This window comes from Cryobacterium sp. Hb1 (assembly GCF_004403585.1).
Classification (GTDB): domain Bacteria; phylum Actinomycetota; class Actinomycetes; order Actinomycetales; family Microbacteriaceae; genus Cryobacterium; species Cryobacterium lyxosi.
The window spans coordinates 1-17166 of record NZ_SOHI01000010.1; the positions used below are offsets into that span (position 1 = coordinate 1).

General features: G+C 59.6%; 16 protein-coding genes and 2 pseudogenes. 15 read left to right on the top strand and 3 right to left on the bottom strand.

Annotated features, from left to right (window positions below; genetic code table 11):
* Positions 1-130: 130 nt before the first annotated feature.
* Complete coding sequence (locus E3T38_RS04225) at positions 131-934, top strand: hypothetical protein (protein WP_134546490.1); 804 nt, start codon at positions 131-133, stop codon at positions 932-934.
* Positions 935-1330: 396 nt separating this feature from the next.
* Here E3T38_RS04225 and E3T38_RS04230 read toward each other — a convergent pair whose 3' ends face one another.
* Positions 1331-1996: a hypothetical protein gene (locus E3T38_RS04230; RefSeq protein WP_134546492.1), complete on the bottom strand. Its 666-nt coding sequence runs from the start codon at positions 1994-1996 to the stop codon at positions 1331-1333.
* A gap of 144 nt (positions 1997-2140) precedes the next feature.
* On the opposite strand from E3T38_RS04230, the gene E3T38_RS04235 reads away from it, so the two are divergent.
* The 13 genes and pseudogenes from E3T38_RS04235 (at position 2141) to lepB (ending at position 12172) form a co-directional block, all read left to right on the top strand.
* Positions 2141-2734 (top strand): RNA polymerase sigma factor, encoded by a 594-nt coding sequence (locus E3T38_RS04235; protein ID WP_241984287.1) that lies wholly within the window; start codon positions 2141-2143, stop codon positions 2732-2734.
* Positions 2697-3788 carry a CU044_5270 family protein gene (locus tag E3T38_RS04240; RefSeq protein WP_134546494.1) on the top strand — a complete coding sequence of 364 codons (1092 nt, stop codon included), beginning with the start codon at positions 2697-2699 and terminating at the stop codon, positions 3786-3788. The genes E3T38_RS04235 and E3T38_RS04240 overlap by 38 nt, the downstream gene beginning before the upstream one ends.
* A 255-nt stretch (positions 3789-4043) precedes the next feature.
* The gene (locus E3T38_RS04245) at positions 4044-4367 is read left to right on the top strand and encodes a hypothetical protein (protein ID WP_134546496.1); all 324 of its coding nucleotides are present in this window, start codon (positions 4044-4046) and stop codon (positions 4365-4367) included.
* Between the two features lie 353 nt (positions 4368-4720).
* The gene (locus tag E3T38_RS04250; protein WP_134546498.1) at positions 4721-5311 is read left to right on the top strand and encodes a TetR/AcrR family transcriptional regulator; all 591 of its coding nucleotides are present in this window, start codon (positions 4721-4723) and stop codon (positions 5309-5311) included.
* 41 nt (positions 5312-5352) lie between these two features.
* A pseudogene (locus tag E3T38_RS04255) lies at positions 5353-5673 on the top strand (DoxX family protein); the annotation flags it as partial.
* 247 nt (positions 5674-5920) lie between these two features.
* Positions 5921-6490, top strand: a complete 570-nt coding sequence (locus E3T38_RS04260) for a cysteine hydrolase family protein (protein WP_241984288.1) — start codon at positions 5921-5923, stop codon at positions 6488-6490.
* A gap of 247 nt (positions 6491-6737) precedes the next feature.
* On the top strand, positions 6738-6950 hold the full coding sequence (locus E3T38_RS04265; RefSeq protein ID WP_241984289.1) for a PadR family transcriptional regulator: 213 nt from the start codon (positions 6738-6740) through the stop codon (positions 6948-6950).
* Entirely contained in the window at positions 6947-7366 is a 420-nt protein-coding gene (locus E3T38_RS04270) for a hypothetical protein (protein ID WP_134546501.1), read from the top strand. Before E3T38_RS04265 ends, E3T38_RS04270 begins: the two co-directional genes overlap by 4 nt.
* 264 nt (positions 7367-7630) lie before the next feature.
* The gene (locus tag E3T38_RS16605; RefSeq protein ID WP_166805413.1) at positions 7631-7786 is read left to right on the top strand and encodes a hypothetical protein; all 156 of its coding nucleotides are present in this window, start codon (positions 7631-7633) and stop codon (positions 7784-7786) included.
* A 521-nt stretch (positions 7787-8307) separates the two neighbouring features.
* Positions 8308-8862, top strand: coding sequence for a hypothetical protein (locus tag E3T38_RS04280; protein ID WP_134546503.1), 555 nt, complete (start codon positions 8308-8310; stop codon positions 8860-8862).
* Positions 8863-9038: 176 nt separating this feature from the next.
* Positions 9039-10004, top strand: coding sequence for a BTAD domain-containing putative transcriptional regulator (locus E3T38_RS04285; protein ID WP_134546505.1), 966 nt, complete (start codon positions 9039-9041; stop codon positions 10002-10004).
* Positions 10005-10082: 78 nt separating this feature from the next.
* The gene (locus E3T38_RS04290; protein WP_134546507.1) at positions 10083-11693 is read left to right on the top strand and encodes a multicopper oxidase family protein; all 1611 of its coding nucleotides are present in this window, start codon (positions 10083-10085) and stop codon (positions 11691-11693) included.
* 29 nt (positions 11694-11722) lie between these two features.
* Entirely contained in the window at positions 11723-12172 is a 450-nt protein-coding gene (lepB, locus tag E3T38_RS04295) for a signal peptidase I (RefSeq protein WP_255452722.1), read from the top strand.
* A gap of 300 nt (positions 12173-12472) precedes the next feature.
* On the opposite strand, the pseudogene E3T38_RS17020 reads toward lepB, so the two are convergent.
* Both E3T38_RS17020 and E3T38_RS04300 read right to left on the bottom strand, forming a co-directional pair.
* A pseudogene (locus E3T38_RS17020) lies at positions 12473-12646 on the bottom strand (IS30 family transposase); the annotation flags it as partial.
* A gap of 215 nt (positions 12647-12861) precedes the next feature.
* A complete protein-coding gene (locus tag E3T38_RS04300; protein ID WP_241984290.1) occupies positions 12862-15087 on the bottom strand; it encodes a fibronectin type III domain-containing protein in 2226 nt (741 codons plus the stop codon).
* 493 nt (positions 15088-15580) lie between these two features.
* Between E3T38_RS04300 and E3T38_RS04305 the strand changes: the two genes are divergently transcribed.
* The gene (locus E3T38_RS04305; RefSeq protein WP_241984291.1) at positions 15581-17134 is read left to right on the top strand and encodes a multicopper oxidase family protein; all 1554 of its coding nucleotides are present in this window, start codon (positions 15581-15583) and stop codon (positions 17132-17134) included.
* Positions 17135-17166: the final 32 nt, after the last annotated feature.

A 17166-nucleotide genomic window follows, 5' to 3' on the forward strand; every position in this document is an offset into this window, starting at 1 on the left:
GTATCTTCGCCCAATCATCCATATTGATCACCCTCCATAGTGGCTGGTGGCCCTGTTTTCAGTCGGCGATACTGGCCCTATATTCGGTCGGCGTTAACACGCCGTGGTGGCGGCACTCCCAATTCTTGTTGTGAGCGTTCAGCAGAAGGAGCAGATTGCATGGCTATCCGACCTGCCGGTCGTTACTATATGGACTATTTTTGCGAAGCCAGCGTTTGATAGTTCCTGGCTTGTTGCGGCACTAGCGTGGTGCGCCTTGCTCGTGCTCGCTTTTCGGTGTCGAAGAATCTGGTCAGGACCGCATGGCAGCGCATTTCGGCTTGCTGCGTCCTGGTTTTCGGTTCCGCTGGTTCTACTTCTGACCGCCGATGCCCTTGTCGGCCCCCTGTACAACGCCCGGTATCTCTTCTTCACCGCTCCGGCGGTCGCCGTTCTTCTGGCGATTGCTTTCACGCTATCGGCGCGGGCGATCGTCGTCTGGGCATTGATTGGCGTTCTTGTGTTAGCCAGCGCGCCCACTTACATCTCCCAGCGAGGACCGTTCGCGAAGGATGGCGGCAGTGATCTCTCCCAGATTGCCGACTACATTCACTCCAATGCGGCCGAGAGCGACGGAATCTACTTGCAGGATACTGGCAAATCCACGCTCAGGCCGCGGCTGGCTCTCTACGCCTACCCGGCGGCGTTTATCAGCACCGAAGACATTGCATTCGAGGCACCTTTCACGACGACGGGTACTTTTTCCGATGAAACACGATCACTCGATGAGATTGAGTCGAAGCTGGTGGGACTCGAACGCATCTGGGTTGTCACGGCTGGCTCAACAGGTACCGATGCTGCCCGGAAGATAAACGCGGCCTTCAACTTGATGGGGTTCTTCGACACCAGCTCGCACCAAACGAATCGTTCCGTCATCACCCTGTACGAACGCTAACCTGATCCCGAGGGGGGTTCCACAGAAAATCACTTGAGAACACTCCTTGAAGTACTTACGCGCTGCGGTCTTGGGGATGGACTTCGACAAGGCGCTGACGCGCACAGGTGCCGACGTCCCACAAGAAGTTGGCGGATTCATTTGGTCGTCGCGACATTCGTTTTTTGTGAGCTGTAATCACCCATCCAATCGTGATGGGCGGCCTACTTTTTGAAGAGCGAAACTGGCCTACTTCTCAACGAGCGCTGACAGCTACGTTGGCGGAGCGTCGGACACGGTTCACGGTGCTGGTCCACCTCCCCGGTGATTCGGCGCAATCACGGTTCGCGATGGGCGGGCTCACCGCCTTCTTTGCTCTGCTCTTGATATCGCTCTTGACAAGGAGATCTTTCGAACTCAGGTCTGTGCTTCGGTCACCAGTGGTACATCGGCTCTCGCCCGGCGATTGACGCGGTCGGCGAGAACAATGGCGATGACACCAAGCAATACCGTACCGCCGATCCGGGCAAGGCCGTCTAGTCCCATCAGGAGCCAGGTCACCAGATTGGGTCCGTATGTGGTGGCTGAGCCTCCGCCCAGCACTTGCAGTAACAGCCAGGTCACGGTCAGTGCCGCCACGACCCCGGCTGGCACCCAGTTCCACGGAGCCGGCACGGCGCCGAGCCGGGCGATCTGCATGACCGCGACCAATGCGAGAGCGAATTGCACGAACGAGTCCGCGTAGGCGAAAGACATCAGTGCGGTCGGAGTGGGGTCGTTCGAGAAGACATCGCCAATAACGCCGGACAGCACAGATCCAAGAAGGAGCCAGAGGGCCAACAAAGCGAGAGCGATAGTGCCGACCGGGCGGCGCGCTGTAACGCTGCCCATGCCGCGCACGCCGAAAGCGAACACCAACAGGGCGGCGGAGAACAGAGCGGGCCCCACCGTCTCGGCGTACGGGAAGAGCGGGGGCTGCGCGATCACCGTGATAACGACCGAGGTCAACAGTAGCCCGCCGCCGATCAACAAAGCGAGGGAGGCCGGTGACACTGGGCGATCACGAAGCTGTGAGTTTGCCATGCGCCCGAGTCTACTCAGAGCGCGCGGCACGTCCAGTCAGGTCACAAGAGAGACGCAGCCCTAATGGATCATGCCGGGCTCGTCCTGCCGGTGCTTCTAAAGTCGAATCATGAACCTTTTCTTCGTGAATAAGCAATACCAAGTGTGAGCACAGACAACAAAGTGATCGAGCGATCGGTCGGCAGCCCGGAAGATTTCGCGACGCTGTTCGACCGGCATGCCGTCAAAGTCCACCGATATGCGGCTCGGCGGATCAGTCCCCAAGTCGCCGATGACATCGTGTCGGAGACCTTTTTGGTGGCGTTCGACAAGCGCGCCACGTTCGACGTGACTGTAGCGGATGCTCTTCCCTGGTTATTGGGGATCGCGACGACACTGCTCAAACAGCACGCTCGTCGGGAAGCGGTCGCGTGGAAGGGCATGGTCGCAGAGATTGCTGCGGGCGTTACTCCCGATGCGATCGAATTAGCGGGCGCGCGCATGGACGCAGAACGGTCCGTGAAACGGATCACCACCGCCCTGCGCCGGCTCTCACCCGGTGACCGTGACGTCGTTCTGCTCTACGCATGGGGCGATCTTGACTACGCCGGCATCTCTCTCGCGTTGGGTATCCCGGTCGGTACCGTTCGGTCTCGTCTGAACCGGTCTCGACGCCTTCTTCGCTCTGCTCTTGATATCGCTATTGACAAGGAGATCTTTCATGGACGAACTGACACTGCTACGCAGCGCTCGATCTGACGTCACCGACCCCACACCGCAGGCGTTGAACGAGGCCCGCTCGGCGTTGTTGACGCACATCGAGGATTCCCGCCGTCCGACGGCGGCGCTGGCGACGCACATACGGCGGCCCGTGCTGCGACGAATCGCCTACTCGACGTTGGGCACGGCAGCAACGGCAGCCATTGTCACCGGATTGGTCATGACCGACTTAGTCGGCCTTGCGGGGTGGCGGGGAGGGGCGGATGCCGCTGCGGCGGCTGTTCTCCGTGAGGCCTCTGGTATGGCCATCGCATCATCGGATCCCATTTTGCAGCCGGGCCAGTATCTCCGTGTGGACACAAGCGCTGTTTATGGTGGGGCCGCAGCAGCCGAGGGTAATCGTCAGATCGGATTTCTCACGATCAACGAGGGGCAGATGTATATACCGGCCAACCGTGATGACGATTGGGTGTGGATGCGAGGCCTACGCAAACCGTATCAATCGTTCGGGCCGGAATCGGAAGCGGCCGCCCAAGACGATTGGAATCGCCAACTTGCCAAGCGCGGCACACCTGACTACCAGGAGAACGTCCGCGCACCGGGAGGCACGTTCTACGCGACGAGCAGTCCCAATCTCGACAAGCTGGACGGACTCCCCACCGACCCCTACCGCCTGCTCAACTACATCTACCGCATTACGCTCGGGTCGGGACCGTCCCCCGACGCCGCGGCATTTACCTGGATTGCCGACAGCCTCCGAGGATTTGGCGCCAAGGCTGAGATTCGTGCCGCACTCTACGAGGCCGCGGCGATGATTCCCGGCGTCGTCATCACGGACAGCGCAGCTACGCTGAACGACCGCACCGGGGTGTCCATTGGACGGACGGAACCCAGTGACGGCCTCCGTCATGACATCATCATCGACGCCCGGACGGGCCGACTTATCGGAGAACGCGCCGTACTCGTGGACCCTACGAAAAAATCACCCTTCCCCGTGGGAACGAGCGTCGCGTGGACCGCAATCACTATTACCGTCGTGGACGAAGCGCCCGCGGGCGGCAAACTGTATGGCGACATGGGCTTGCCGGGGTAGCGACGACCTCATCGGCATCGGAGACAGACCAGGGGTGAGGCTCGGCCTGCAAATGGACAAGCTCATGCGTAAACGCGAGCCAGCGTCGGCCTTCCGCCGACTTGCTGCATCGACCCGACTTCGGTCGTCGGGGTTGAGCGCTGAAATCAGACCGCATCTCCCAAGAAAGGGTCTTGTCGCCAACGCGCCTCAAAACCCGTGGATTTGGGCCAAATACGCTACGAGACACCCTTTGTGATCAGCTCGCAAACGACCGTGACTAGGCTGGCATTTGTGGGCGAGTGGCAGGGAATCGGCGGCGTTGCTACCGTAAGCGACCGCACGACTGCGCCGGCCAGGAGCGGCGGCTTCGACTCACCGACCCTTGGGTCTGCGCTTCTGACTTTCGTGCTGACCTTCATGCTCGTATTCCAGAGACTTTCGGCAAGCTCCAGTGCGCAGCCGCCAGTTTCAGATGTCGTGGGCTACTGGGTGACCGCCGGCATCATGATCGCCATTCAGATCGGGCTCCTCCTGAGGGCAATCTTGCGGCGTCGCGGCGTCGCGGCGGCCTCAGGCTCATCGCGGGCATTGCCTTGATCCTGACGCTCGGAGTGGCCCTGTTTATGTCGGTGCCGAAGATCGACTGGCGCCCTGAGCTCCCGACGCCGACCATGAACCCGAACTATCGCCCCTGCTACAGCGGAAGCGGCGACTGCATCGGCGGCTGAGTCTCGATACGGGCGAGCGCCGGCCTCCACATACTATTGCGAGTAGTCCCCGCGAGGTTCTTCACTGCGATCTCAGCTCAAACAAACCGACAGAGAGCCCTCGATCGCCTTTTCAGGTGTTCCGGTCACCGTTCGACTTGCGGACGGCTCCGAACCAATTCAGTCACCTCGCCAACGACACGGTCGCTATATCGACTCGAAAAGGGGAGCTATAATCTGAACATGTTCACCGAACACGTTCACTCAAGAGCGCAAGCACGCGACACGTCACGCATAAAAGTTCTGAGCGCTGCTGAAGTGTTGTTTGTGCGGCACGGTTTCGCGTCCACAACCATTCGACAGATCGCCGAAAGCGCTGCGGTCAGCGTTGGCACTGTGATGGCTGTTGCCGACAAGAATGGCCTGCTCGTGGAGGTCGTCGATCGAAAGATCGCCAGCATTCAGCCCTCGTCTTTTGACGTGCCGATCGCGCAGGACCCTGCTGCAGAGATCATCGACATACTCGGTTCGTTCGTGCGATTCTTCGCAGACCAGCCAGATCTGGCGCGCGCTTACACTGCCATTCTTGTTGGCGGGAAACACCGGTCGGTAATTTTCGCGGAGTTGACCGGCGTACTCGTAGAACAGGTATCGAAGGTACTTACTCGCGCGGGCCACTCTGCGACAGATGCGTCCGCGACAGCCCGCATCATCCACCGCGCATATCTCGGTGAAATTTTCATTTGGGCAGGCCAGGGTAATCCGAACCCGGACAGCACCCTGACTGAGCTCGCGAAAACGGTGCGCTACCTCGTCAACGGAAAGGTCGCCTGAAATGATTCTGCCCCCCCGAACCCGGGTGGCTTGAAGTTGCCCTTGCTGCAGCCCTAGCAGTCGACGTCGGCATGTCCCTCAAGCCACCACAGTTCATCCGCGACTGCTTGAACGGAGTGGGGTTCCCGCGCCAGTGGCGGTGGACGCTCCTTGTCATCAAATCCCTTGCCGTCACCGGACTGCTCGTCGGGCTCGCCGTTCCAGGAATCGGCCTAGCCGCCACGGTCGGCGTCATCGTCTACTTCTCGTCCGCAGCCGTAGCCCACATCCGCGCTCGGTTCACCGGCACGGAGCTATGGATCAATTGCCTGGGCTTCCTGGCACTCGCCGTCGCGACCCTGCTCTTCGGGTTTTTCCTCTGACAGGCACGCTACCGGTTCGGCTTACGGGAGGTCTAAGTGACCGGCGCGCCGCCGGCCGTGTCAATCCTTCTGGAACATTGCAGTTCCGGCTTTGGGGTTAGCGGCTGCGCCCAACTGCTGGCCGCGAACAGGCGCGGTGCCGCCCTCATGGGATGCTGAATGGTGTCTGAATCGGAACCGGTCCTACATGGCGACTTGGACCAACCATTTTGGTCATTGATCTGAAACCAATAAGGAGCCATAAATCGTGATCCAACTACCCTCGCTTGATAATCACACCGCCCTGATCGTCGTTGACGCTCAGCAAGGATTTGACCAAGTCGAATGGTGGGGACCCCGAAACAACGCGGACTGTGATCAGAACATCGCAGCGTTAGTGAACGAGTGGCACAGGCTTTCGCGACCGGTCGTCTTCGTGCAACATAATTCCTCCAATCCGCTCTCCCCGCTGCACCCCAGCAACCCCGGCCATGCGCTGAAAAGCTACCTGTCCGGCACGCCGGATCTATTGGTCCAGAAAACGGTTAACTCAAGTTTTCACGGCACACCCGATCTTGACTCCTGGCTTCGAGAAAACGCCATCTCGACCATTGTGATCTGCGGCATCACCACCAATCACTGCTGCGAAACAACAGCGCGCATTGGCGGAAACTTGGGATACACCGTCTACTTTGCTGTAGATGCGACTCACACATTTGACAGGACAGACCTCGAAGGTGGAATGATCAGCGCGGCGGAACTTTCCCGAGTAACCGCAATCAATCTTCACGACGAGTTCGCCACCGTCGTCCTCTCGCACGAACTTCTCAACCGCTGAAAGCGTCCCCTAGGGGGTTCGGCTTGCGGGCAGCAGCGGCGCTCTCAGCACAACACGACGACGGGCACGGTGCAGCTAGGTGACGCGCCCACCTAATAGGTGGCACCATCTACTCATGGGGGATTCGACGCGGCCGGCCGAATGGCTCAGGGGTGCCCCCACCGCAGCAGTGCTCTCCATCGTGAGCGAGGAAGAAACCTACGGGCATCTTGTCGCCCAGTGACTGAAGGCAGGCGGGCTCGGAGTTGTGAAGGGCGGGACCCTCTATCCACTCCTAAGCAGGCTGGAACAGGATGGCGATGTGGTCACGTCGTGGAGGGTAGGCGCAGGTGGCCCTGGACGTAAGTACTATTCGATATCTCCGACTGGCGAACAGCACCTCAGAACGTTACGAATCGACTGGCAGATCTTCTCTGACCATGCCACGGCCATCATTTCCGGGGAGAAGGGTCAATCATGACCGAAGCAGCACTGGAAAAATATTCGGCGGAGCTTACGGAGATACTCGAACTTCGCGGTGTTCCCGAGGAAGCGATCACGCAGATCGTGCGCGAGGTTGAAAGCCACGCTGCCGAATCCAGTGAGGACCCAGCCTTCGAATTTGGGACACCGAGCGAGTACGCCGACAACTTCGCGCCGAGGTTCCGCATGATCCGTTGGTGGGCACTGATCGTCTCTTCCGGCGTTCTGGCTTTCGGCGGCGCCTATGTATTGATCTCAGGCGTACTAGGTCGACTGTCTTCCACAGTCGTTTTGTGGGGCCCCTCTCCCCGGTTTCGCATCGTAATTGGCACGGCAGGGATCGGCGCGTGGATCGTCCTGCTTCTCATCGCCGGCGCTCGTTCAAAACCGCGTTCTCGCTCGTGGCGTATCTGAACCAACTTCGCGAAACGGGCATACCCGCCCGCTCAACGTTCCACGCTGGGCACGATGCACGATGCACGATGCACGATGCACGATGCACGATGCACGATGCACGATGCACGATGCACGATGCACGATGCACGATGCACGATGCACGATGCNCACGATGCACGATGCACGATGCACGATGCACGATGCACGATGCACGATGCACGGTGCCGTGAGTTGCGTGGGCCTGTGTTCCGGACAGGTGACCGCAAAAGAAAAATTTGGAGGTTGGGTGTCGTACTTGGAACCGTGGAAGTGGTCGCACCCGCACCAGCACCCGCACCCGCAGTCGCCGACAGCGAGGGATCGGTCGGCCTGGCCGGCATCCTTCTCGCCTCTTTCGCAGCGGGAAGCGCAGTCGGAGGCCTGCTCTACGGCCAATAAACTTGGAGGAGCTCGCTCGTAAAGCGACTACTCATCTCGGTCACAGTCCTGATCGCGCTGTGCGCACTGCTCACGACAATTGAGTTTGCCGTGGTCCTCGGCTTCGGGCTCGCTGCGGTGGGCTTTTTCCTGGCCCCGTCGCATCATCGGCGCCGCGGTGTCCTTCATCCTCCTGATAGCCGCAACCGTGCTGATACTCAGAAACAACAAAGCCGCGCCCGTCGTGGAACAATTGCAATCGGCGTAGGTAAAACTAGAACGTACATTGCGCCGAAACCTATGACCACTGGTCAAACCGGATCGGGACCATTCAAGCTGCTCCAGCTTTCCCAACGAGCGCGGCCAACAGCCGTATCGCCGATTACGGGCGACTCGCTCAGCGAATCGACTCGAGCAAATTCACGCTTTGACGCGCCTGCTGGTCGTCCGGCTTGCGGGCTGGTTCACGCCCGTCGGATTGGTGCGAACCCACCCTCGCTTTCGTCAAGGTTTTCCCAAGAGCCGAAGTCCAACATTTGCACATGAACGACTTCCTTTCGCCCACCGCGGCTGCCACCATACGTGAGCCCACCGTTATCGGTCCTCGACGACGGCGCAGACTGCGGGTCCCGCTAATCGGTCTTGGCGCGCTGTTTCTTGCTGCTGCTGTCATTGTGATCGTAATTCCGGGGGAACAGGCTGAGGGGACGCTGCTCGGCGCTTCCGGGACGGTGTCTGGCGGAATCGCTCGGATCAACGGTGTGATACCGCTGGAGAGCGACGGCTGGCTGCCTGAAGAACCCTCCACCGTCCTCACCGAGTCGGCGGCCGATGGGACTCACCGGGTACGCATCATCCTCGAACTGACCGCGCTCGAAGCGGAGGGGCTTGAGTACAGCGCCAACGATTTCACGATCACTGGGCGGGGGATCGTCAAATCGCGTTTGCTCTGGGCGGACCCAAAATCGGCAATCCTTGCGCAGGGAGAGGTAATCACCGCGACCCAAGTGTTTGAAATTCCCAATCAGGCGATTGACCTGATCCTCGAAACTGACGCGGCCCGATTTGCCCTAGGCGCTGGTCACCACACCGGCTGAACTCGCCAAACAATTCAGGGATTGGGTGCGCGAAACTTCGATCTTGTTCTCGCCAACGACGGGAGTTGATCCTCAATTTTGGGGATACCGAACGCCAAACACAGGGGATGGCCCCGTACCGGTCTAGATAGCACGATGGGGGGATCGAAAAATCCAATTAAAACCGAGGAAATCCCATGACTTTTACTCGTCCCCGGCAAGACAACGACGTCAAAATGTCCATGAAGATTATTGGCGCGCTAACAATACAGCGAGGAAACACGGTGCTTCATGCCCAAGATTTAGGGGGGCCTAAGCCTCGACAAATCCTGGAGATCCTGCTCATCAACTTTGGCCGCCCCGTCTCCAAAAACAGCCTCATTGATCTTTTGTGGAGTGATGCTCCCCCACAAAAAGCCATCGTGTCCGTTGAAAGTTACGTCAGTGTCCTGAGACGGCACTTGCAGCCAGGGTATGCGAAAACCGGGCCGCTGCGCACGACGACGGGTGGCTACCTGATCGACAGTACGACAGTTGATCTCGACCTGGCCCGATTTGACTCGCTGGTGCGCGAAGCGCAGTGGGTGAGCGCAGACGCCGCATACCCGCTCCTGCTGGATGCGCTCGCGCTTGCTACCGTTCCCCTTTTCACTGACGAGTTGACTCCGGCGTGGGCAGAGGAGGAGCGCCGCAGGCACGCCGCTGTCGTGACCAACACTCGCGTGTACGCGTCTGCTTTGGCCGCCGCCACCGGCAGGACCGGTGAGTCCATTTTCTGGGCGAATCAGGCTCTCATCGATGACCCGTTGAATGAGGCTGCGTGGACTGCGGTAATCCTAGGGTTCGAGAAAAATGGCCAGCTCGCTGAGGGGCTCAGGGAATTCGCGCGCTACCGGTCGATGCTCGACCGTGAGCTCGGGTGCGCGCCCAGCGCGGCCCTGCGAGAGGCTTACTCACGGATGCTCATGGCTACGGCGAACAGTCACAGTGACCTCTCGGATGCGGTGACCGCGCTTCTTGTGCTGAACAACCAATTGTCACGCATCACGAACGGGAGCGTGCGACCACACGAGGGGTCGGATGACTCATACGCGCGGGCTGCGGTGCGAGCGGCGCAGCAGGTGCTTTCCTCGTTTCTGCACCGGGTCAATGAAGCGGCGTGAAGCCCATCTGCCGATAGCAGGGTTTCTATAAGGACGGTGAGAGACCTTTAGGCAAACACGAATTTTCGAGGAGAACTAATGACAATCACACGCCGTCAAGTGTTGCTAATAGGTGGAATCGGTGCTGCGGGTGCTGCGGGTGCCCTCTGGCTGCCGCGCGAAACACTGAACGCGAAATCTATCAGCCGTCTTCCCTACAGCGAGATGCCGAGGCCGTTCAGAACGCCCCTCGTGCAGGCACCGATCCTTCGCCCCAACCGGGTCGAAATCGACCCGCTCGACGGCGCGCCAGTGAACTATTACTCTGTGTCCGAAATCGCCGCGAGTGCATCGATCTTGCCGCGCCTGAAAACGCCAATTCTTGGCTATAACGGGATTTTCCCGGGACCGACCCTCAGCGTCGACCAAGGAACGAAGGTGGTGCTCCGAGTGCGCAACAAGCTGCCGGCTACCGATCCGCTCGATGGTCATGCCTTGTCAACGTCGACGCATTTGCACGGCTCGGCGTCGTTGCCGCAGTACGACGGATATGCGAGTGACGTCACGCCTCCGGGTTTTTACAAGGACTACCACTACCCCAACTTCCAGCCCGCACGCACCCTCTGGTATCACGATCACGGGGTGCATAACACGGCGCAGAATGCCTACTCGGGCCTTGCCGGACAGTATCACTTGCACGATCCCCTGGAGCGGGCTCTTCTGCCTCAAGGGCCTTTCGACGTGCCGCTCACCATAACGGACGCAATGTTCGCAGTAGATGGCTCACTCGGGTACGACGACAACGACCACTCGGGTCTGTGGGGCGATGTCATTCTGGTGAATGGCAAGCCGTGGCCGGTGATGAAGGTACAGAAACGCGTTTACCGGTTCCGAATTCTGAACGCCAGCATTTCGCGTTCCCTCAGGCCTAAGCTCAGCACGGGAGATCCTCTCGTAATTGTTGGCACAGACGGTGGGCTCATGCCGCGGTCCCGCAGCGTCGCAAACTACCGACACGCGGGCGCAGAGCGGTACGAAATACTTATCGACTTTCGCAAGTACCAGACTGGTCAACGGATCGAGCTCCGGAACCTTTCCAACAAGAACAACGTTGACTACGACTTCACCAGTAAAATCATGGCGTTCGACGTGGTCGGCGACCCGGTCGACACCATGGATCCGACTTGGAACACCATTCCGACGACCCTGGTTGGCAGCGAAGTCATGAGCCTCACTGCCGCGCAATCAACCAAGACTCGGCATTTTCGGGTGAAGCGCAATGATTTGACCAACCTGTGGACCATCGATGACGGTTCCTGGCAGGAAGTCGTCGAGAGTGGCTTCACTAAGGTGGCCGCCAACCCCGCGCTTGACGCGACAGAAATCTGGGAGTTCGAGAATAGTTCTGGAGGATGGTTTCACCCCATTCATATTCACCTCGTGGACTTTCAGATCCTCGGCCGCAATGGCAGAGCGCCGTTTCCAGCCGAGATGGGGCCCAAGGACGTCGTCTACGTGGGAGAGGGCGAAACCGTCAGGCTGCTCATGAAGTTCGGCCCGCATCGGGGCAAGTACATGATTCACTGCCACAACCTTCCGCACGAGGACCACGACATGATGGTGCAGTTCAGCGTCGGGCTAGCCGCAACCGACGTCGACCCCAACGACCCGATTTCGGCGGCACCTCCGGTATGGGACGCCCAGGTATAGCGACTAAGGCACCCACCAGAATCATCTCGGTGATTATGGTGGGTGCCATTGTCATGCTCGCACTTCGCGTGTGGGTGGCGACGCCGATGACGGTGGTTTCCGACAGCATGGAACCCACAGTGATGCAGGGCAGCATCGTTCTCGTTCATTCTGCGGCACCGTCGCTTGACGGCCCAACCGTGGGCCAAATGGTGGTCTTTCGCAGCCCTGAGGACGGCAAGCGCACGTTGAAACGTGTGGCTGGTGCCGCAGGACAAACTGTCGCGATTCGAGACGGCGCACTTTACGTTGACGGCGCACTCATCGTTGAGCAGTATGTGGACTCTCGCCAGATCGACGGAACGTTCTTCCGCCGAGTTACAGTGCCCGCCGGCCATCTTTTCGTGCTCGGAGACAATCGCGCGATTTCGATCGACTCAAGGGATTACGGTTTCATTCCCATCGCCGACGTGGCAGGCACGGTCCTCTGGCCGTGGTGAACGATCACCCAACTGCGCCCAAATCAGCTTGAAAACGAGTCTCCTGACTTTTCCGCGATCAATTGCGTCCGAAGAGTTTCTGTTTGTGGCCGCCGAGGCTGAGCAGGGCAAGGGCGATGGGGCATCGGGTGATGTTGTGCCTAAGGCAATTGCGCAGGGGCGGGGCGGCACCATATGCGGTGGCGACGACCTGTCAACGCAAACTGAAAATGGGGCCAGTATCGCGGCGGTTTCTTGGGGTCGTTACAACGCCGGGTGGTCTATTCAGTGATCAATAGCTTAGTGAAGCGTTCGGCGGGGGATGAGTTCCCCCTCCCGGTTGCCTGGCACGGATCGGTCCTCCACCTCTGGGGGACGATCGCAGATCATGGTCACAGGGTCAACGAATCGTGACCGGCGTGCCTCGCTGCTTCTTCGTGGTTTGCGTCGTGCTCGGCCGGTGCGTAACTTCGCGGCGAGGTCCCGGGGGAGGCCGCTGCGGGCTGGAGAATAGAACCCAAGGCGTTCTCGGCCCTATTTTCAATCGGCGTTAATACCGCCCTGATCGGTTTGGACGTCTCGATCACCTCGATGCACAGCTCGTCTGTGAACTCCTAATGAAACGCCTACGCGCTGCGGCCATACGGCGCACGAAACGGGCTCTCACCGCTGACGCCGTGAGAGCCCGTTCCTGTGTTATCTCTTAGCCGTTACCCAGCGGTCACGGTCACTGGCCCCACGACGCCACCCAGGGTGGAATCGATCCAGATCGAGCCGGGGTTGCTGATCGAGGTCCTGAGCCGGTAGGTAAACACTCCACCGGTCTCCGGCGCCGCCGCGGCCGTGATCGGCGCGCGTCCAATGACAGGACCCGTCGGTCCGTTCCGGTGGATTGTCACGGTGCCGCCGACCGACGAACTGATACCGTCGACTCTAAAGTCGCGCGACTTCCATCTCGCCCCGGTGACGCTGATCTGGCTGGCGATCGGTGTGATTCGCACCTCATCGGTGCGCACGGCAGAACCAGAAGTGACAGTGAGCCGGAAGGTCAACGGATTGTTCGTCATCGGTGTCGCGAAGAGCGGCAAAGAGAACGTTGGATTGACCGTCGTGGGCCCTGAGAGGGTGACGCGGTCGGGATCCGTTAGCCCAGTGAGCACCTGCTCCCACAGATAGGTCGTTTCTGTGCTGGTCGAGCGGCTGCCGTCGAGCACCACCGTGGTCGCGGTGACTGCCCGAGTGATCGCCTGATCGGCTCCCGCGTTAGCGACGAGAGCGCCGAGTGCTTGGACCGGTTCGGACTTAGCGGATTCGGCGCCAGCGCCGTTTGCATTGCTCGCAGTGACCGTGAACTGATAGGTCGTATCTGGAGCCAAACCGTCGAAGAGGAGTGTTGTCACGTCTCCTGCGGTGGTGCGCGCGGGGCCCGAAACAAGTCCATCAGCGGTGTACGCCTGCACGGAATAACCTGTCACAGTGAGTTCCGGAGCTCCCGGGTTGGCAGCAGCCCAGTTCAGCGTCACGCTTCCCGTGCCGGCGATCGCTGGCGAGGAGAAGGTTGGCGTCGAGGGGAGGGGATCATTCGTGATGGTCAACACCACCTGGCCCTGCGTCGAGATGTTGCCGGATGGGTCGACTGCGGCAAAGTTCACAGTAGTCGTTGCGTCAATGTTGAGGGGCTGCGTGTAGAGCACAGCGACCGTAGACAAAGTGCCGCCGGATAGAAAAACATCTGACCCGTCTGTCGTGTAGTAAATCTCCGCTGCCGCCTCATTGGAGCTCAGAGTGAGCTGCTGGGCGGTGCGGAACGACCCGCTCTGGAGGGAGGCTGTAGTTAGGGGCGCCACGATGTCGGTGACCGGGATGGCATGCACAGCGGGGAAGGTTTCGCCCGCGCTGCTCACTGAGACGAGGAAAACGTCATACGTCTCGGCTGGATTAAGCCCCGAGATCGTGGTGGTCTTCGCCGCAGGGGACTCGATGCGCTTGCCAAATTCCGCGCGCTCTCCGTTGACGGCCGTTTGCGCTACCGCGTGAACCCGGTATCCGGTGATCGCCGGTGTGCCGGGGATCGCTTTCGCTGGTGTCCACGTGATCTTGAGGGAATCTGCCACCGTGGCGGCGATCACATCGGTCGCTCCGGAGGGTCCTGATTGCAACGGACCGTTCGGGCATCCGCCCATTCCAGGACCGCCCAATTCGCCGAACTCGGCGATGGTGAGGCCTTGGCGGTTAGCGGCGGCATCTTCGAGTTCCCAGGACATCACGCGCACACCGGTTCCGGCGGCAGCGGCGATGCTCGCAGCATCTTGGCTGTCGAATACGTAGGTGGCCGTGAAAGTGTTCGCGCCCGCAATGCCGTACTCGAGAGATGAGCTGTAACCCACGTTGGCTGTGAGTGGTCCAGGTGCAGCGCGCACGTCTCGACGGCCGATATCGGTGTTCTTGAACGCCGGTTCGACGATTCGCTGTTCAATCTGATCTTGATTTGCACCATCGCCAATAAAACCGGTGATGGTGACGGTGACGCCGTCGGCGGCGAGCACCGGCGTTCCTGTCACATATACGTCTTGAGTAGTGGTGTCACCGGCTGCAGTGGCACCGAACTTCATCGACACGAGGTCTCCGGGACGGATGTCGGGGGTAACTTTCAGTGTCGTGCCGGCGCCCCAGCAGGCGCCCCCCGGGTGGTTGATCTCGAACGCGATGTCGCCCGCGCTCACAACCGACTCCGCTGAACCAATCACACCGACCCCGGGACGCGTAACTTCTACGGTTGCGATCTGGCCAATGCGGTCCTGGTAGCCCTCGATGGTGATGAAGTCGCGGTCAGGGAAGACGATGATGTTGTTGGGAAAAGTCGGGACAGCCGCCGAAGCGGCCGGTACGGCGATGATGAAGGGTGCGATCAGCACTGCGGCTGAGACTCCAATCACGGTCGCGCGCCTTACGGAAGAAATCCTGTTTCCAGGACCCGCCGCAGATGGGCTGGTTTTCACGGTCATTCACTCCTTCATGAGAATGCGTGAGACATTCACACATAGTTGCACTCTCGTCCCGGGACCTTGGAAAAACCATGACCATCTAATTGCGACATTGGTGGTTAGGAGTAGCGCATTGTCCAGCGTCGGATTCGGTAAAGGTTTGTGATCACCGGAGAAGTCAAAAGTCCCCGAGAACGGTCAAACGCGTCGCCTCGAATCCGGCCGACAAATCGATTCGTATAACACGATCAGTCGATATACATCCGCGACGGCCACAGGGCCGATTCTCTCCCGGAGTTAGGCGTCACACTTCTGTAAGAAATGATCCCTAGTCTCCCTCCCCAGTGCGGGATAACGTACTGAATCCAACCGCATGAAAGGTATTGAAAGCATGGCTATTTCTCGGCGACAAGTTTTGTTATTAGGTGGTGTAGGAGCGGTGGGAGTGGGTTTGTTGACACTGCCCCTGCGTAATGCGGAAGCAGGAGCCGCGAGCGCTCTTGACCCGAGCGAGTTGCCCCGACCGTATCAAACACCGTTCGTTCAGGCGCCCATTTTGCGACCTGATCGATCGGGTATTGATCCCGTCGACGGGGCGCCCACGCAGTATTACACTCTCGCGGCGATGGCGGCCAGTTCCGCTATTCTTCCGCGGCTGAAGACCCCAATTCTTGGGTATAACGGTATTTTTCCTGGCCCGACCATCAGCGTCGAACAGGGGACGAAGGCTGTGGTGCGCATGCGTAACCAGCTGCCCGCCACGCATCCGTACGACGGTCACCCGCTCTACTCGTCCACGCACCTGCATGGATCGGCCTCGCTGCCGCAATATGACGGCTACGCAAACGACATCACGAATCCGGGATTTCGCAAGGACTACGTGTACCCCAACTTTCAACCGGCCCGCACCTTGTGGTACCACGATCATGCGGTGCATCACACCGCGATCAACGTCTACTCGGGCCTGGCCGCGCAGTACCACCTGCACGATCCGCTGGAACGAGCGCTCCTACCCCAGGGAGAATTCGACGTTGCGTTGACCATTAATGACGCCATGTTCGCGGTCGACGGATCCCTCGCTTATGAAGACAACAGCCACTCCGGGCTCTGGGGTGATGTGATTTTGGTCAACGGCAGGCCGTGGCCGGTCATGAAGGTCAAGAAGCGCGTGTACCGGTTCCGCGTCGTGAACGCCTGCATTTCCCGGTCGTTGCGTCCGACCCTCAGCACGGGCGATCCCGTCACAGTCGTCGCCACCGACGGCGGGCTGATGCCGGTATCCCAGTCTGTGGCGAGCTGGCGCCACGGCCCGGCCGAGCGCTATGAAATTCTGATCGATTTCCGTAAATACAAGGCGGGCCAACGGATCGAGCTGCGCAACCTGTCTAACAAAAACAACGTCGACTATGAGTTCACGAACTCGATCATGGCTTTCGACGTCGTTCCGGACCCGGTCGACACGAAAGATCCCACCTGGAACACGATTCCCGTGCAACTGGCCCCCAGCGAAGTGATGGCGCTCAAGCCTTCCGCATCGACGGTTCAGCGCCCTTTCAAAATAGCCCGCAACAACGGTTTGTGGACCATTAATGGCACGACATGGGAGCCGATTGTTGCTAGCGGATTCCGTGACGTGGCGGCGAATCCAGACCTGAACTCGGTCGAAATTTGGGAATTTCACAACCCAGGCGGCGGCTGGTATCACCCCATGCACATCCACCTGATCGACTTTCAAGTTCTCAGCCGAAACGGGCAAGCCCCGTTCGCATACGAGAAGGGTCCGAAAGACGTCGTTTATGTGGGCGAGAATGAGAAAGTGCAGGTGCTGATGAAGTTCGGGCCACACACTGGCCGGTACATGATCCATTGCCACAACACCGTGCATGAGGATCACGACATGATGGTTCAGTATCGCGTTGGACCCGAGGACGCGGCCGATACCATCACGAACAATCCGATAACGGCGGCCCCGGCTCAATGGGACACCGGACTAGCCTGACCCAGATGAAAGTGGGGCCTAGTCTGACGGCT